The organism is Kitasatospora sp. NPDC091257 (assembly GCF_044757675.1).
Lineage (GTDB): Bacteria > Actinomycetota > Actinomycetes > Streptomycetales > Streptomycetaceae > Kitasatospora > Kitasatospora lactacystinica.
Window position 1 is genome coordinate 1 of sequence record NZ_JBIVVI010001371.1, and the last position, 2,195, is coordinate 2,195.

The following is a 2,195-nucleotide window of genomic DNA, read 5'->3' on the forward strand; positions in this document are numbered from 1 at the left end:
CCCCCAGTGGCCCACGGCTCACCAGCCACCCACGGCCTTCCGACCACCGGACGACGACCGCTCCCCCGAGCAACTCGTCGCCGCCGGGGTGCTGCGGCGCCACCCGGACCCGCGCCCCGTCCCGGCGCTCGGCCACTCCCCGATCGGCTACGTCACCACCGCGCTCTGGGTCGAGCTCACCGCCCTCGCCATCGCGCCGGCCGCCGCCGAGACCACCGCCGCCGCGCTGCTGCGCGCGATCGCCGACCGCGCCGTGGACGCGGCGCTCGCCCCGGGCAACGAGCGAGCCCCGCGCGACGACCTGTACGTGACCGACCCCGCCCACATCGGCCCGCACCGCCGGGCGGTCTGGTTCCAGCGTTCCGGCCGGCCCGGCCCACCGGGCGCGAACGGCCTGTACGGCCACAACGGCCAGAACGGTCCGCAGGGCCTGTACGGCCCACGCGATCCGCACACCCTGCTCACCCCGCTCGACCCGCGCGGCGGGTACGCCCCGCGCGGCCCGATCACCGCCGCCTTCGCACCCCGCGAACCGTAGGCACCCCACGAGCCGTAGGAGCCCCACGGAGCGCCGTCACCTCGGGCACCCGTGAGCCCGCCCGCCCGCTCAGCGCCCGCCCGCTCAGCGCTCGACCCGGAGGCCGCGGCAGACCCAGCTGAGCCGGTCCGGCCCGCCGTAGGGCGGCCGGTCGTGGTACGTCCCGTCCGCCACCGACATGTTGACGATCAGGTACGCGTGCCACCCGGACCCGACGCCGTGCAGGTCCGCGTAGACCAGCTCGTCCTCCACGTACCAGTCCACCGAGTTCGCGCCGAGCACCACCCGCAGATCGAAGGTCGCCCCCGGCCCGATCCCGGAGCCCGCGCCGTGCCAGTACCGGTAGCCGCCCCGAACGTGATTGGAGATCTCCAGCAGGTCGGGGTTGTCCGGGTGGTACTCGAAGACGTCCACCTCGTTGCCGCCGTCCCGCCAGGTCCAGATCGCCGGCCAGGCACCCAGTTCGACGGGCAGTGTCACGCTCGCCGACAGCACGTCCCCGGCACGGAGCTGGAAGCCGTCCGGACTGCCCTCGGTGGTCAGCAGGTTGCAGCTCCACAGCCCGCCGCTGTGCCGCCGGACCGCCGCGAACACGCCGTCGGGGCAGTAGTCGCGGTTGAGGTAGTCGAGTTTGTGGTCGCTCCGGTTGGTCGGCCCCATCCGGGGATAGGCGCTGCTGCGCCCGGCGATCCACTGACTGGTCGAAGTGAAGTCCGCGTCGAACACGACTGCCACGGCCGCCTCCCCGAAACTCCGCCGTCCCGGCAGTCCGCACTGACGGGCACACAGGGTGAGTTACCCGATACCCTCCGCAGTATGCGAAGCGGATCGTTCGGGTCCGGGACGAACGTGCGAATCGGGGACGGCGCGGCCGGTCAGCCGACCGGCGCCGCCCCTTCGGCCCCGAGCCGGTCGGTCACCGAGACCACCCCGTCCACCGAGCGGCACAGGTTGAGCACGATCGGCACCAGGTGCTGCTCGGGCACGGTGCCGCTGAGCACCACCCGCCCCTGGTTGACCTCCACCCCGACCTGCGCCGGGCTGACCCCGTCGATCCGGCCGAGCACCTCCTCGACGATCTCGCGCCGGATCACCACGTCCTCGCGCAGGAACACCCGCAGCAGGTCGCCGCGGCTGACCATGCCGATGACCCGCCCCTCCTCGTCCAGCACCGGCAGCCGCTTCAGGCCGTGCCGGCTCATCAGCCGCGCCGCCGCGACGATGCTGGTGTCCGGTGTGGTGCAGACCGGTTGCGCCGTCATCAGATCGGCCGCGGTCACCTCGCCGTTCGGGCCGGCCTGCGCCGACTCGGGCGCGGGCAGCAGGCTGGCCGGGTCCTCCTGCGCGGCCAGAGTCCGCAGCAGGTCGGCCTCCGAGACCACGCCGAGCGGGCGCGCCTCCGGGTCCACCACCGGCACGCCGGTGATGTCGTACTCGCTCAGCAGCGTCACGATCTCCCGGAATCCGGTCTCGGGGGAGACCAGGACGACGGGGCTGGTCATCACGGATTCGACGGTGGCATGCCGCACGCCGGTTCACCTCGTCCAACGATCCTGCTCCGACCGGACGCGGATCGTCCCGGCCGGTACCGGCAGCATCGCTCGCGGCGGCCCCGATCGCCAGGGGCCAAGGGGCCGAACGGGTGGGACCTTGGGCC

Annotated in this window: 2 protein-coding genes and 1 pseudogene; 1 reads left to right on the plus strand and 2 read right to left on the minus strand. The window is 73.6% G+C overall.

Annotated elements, in window-relative coordinates; translation table 11 throughout:
* A pseudogene (locus tag ACIQOV_RS38385) lies at positions 1–538 on the plus strand (hypothetical protein); the annotation flags it as partial.
* 84 nt (positions 539–622) lie between these two features.
* Here the strand turns inward: ACIQOV_RS38385 and ACIQOV_RS38390 are convergent.
* Complete coding sequence (locus ACIQOV_RS38390) at positions 623–1,273, minus strand: beta-glucanase (RefSeq protein ID WP_359903956.1); 651 nt, start codon at positions 1,271–1,273, stop codon at positions 623–625.
* Positions 1,274–1,413: 140 nt separating this feature from the next.
* Entirely contained in the window at positions 1,414–2,040 is a 627-nt protein-coding gene (locus ACIQOV_RS38395; RefSeq protein WP_359904120.1) for a CBS domain-containing protein, read from the minus strand.
* Between the last annotated feature and the right edge of the window lie 155 nt (positions 2,041–2,195).

Bases quoted from the DNA above. Each gene is read 5' to 3' on its own strand.
- ACIQOV_RS38395 (WP_359904120.1), bottom strand. From the start codon at position 2,040: ATGACCAGCCCCGTCGTCCTGGTCTCCCCCGAGACCGGATTCCGGGAG.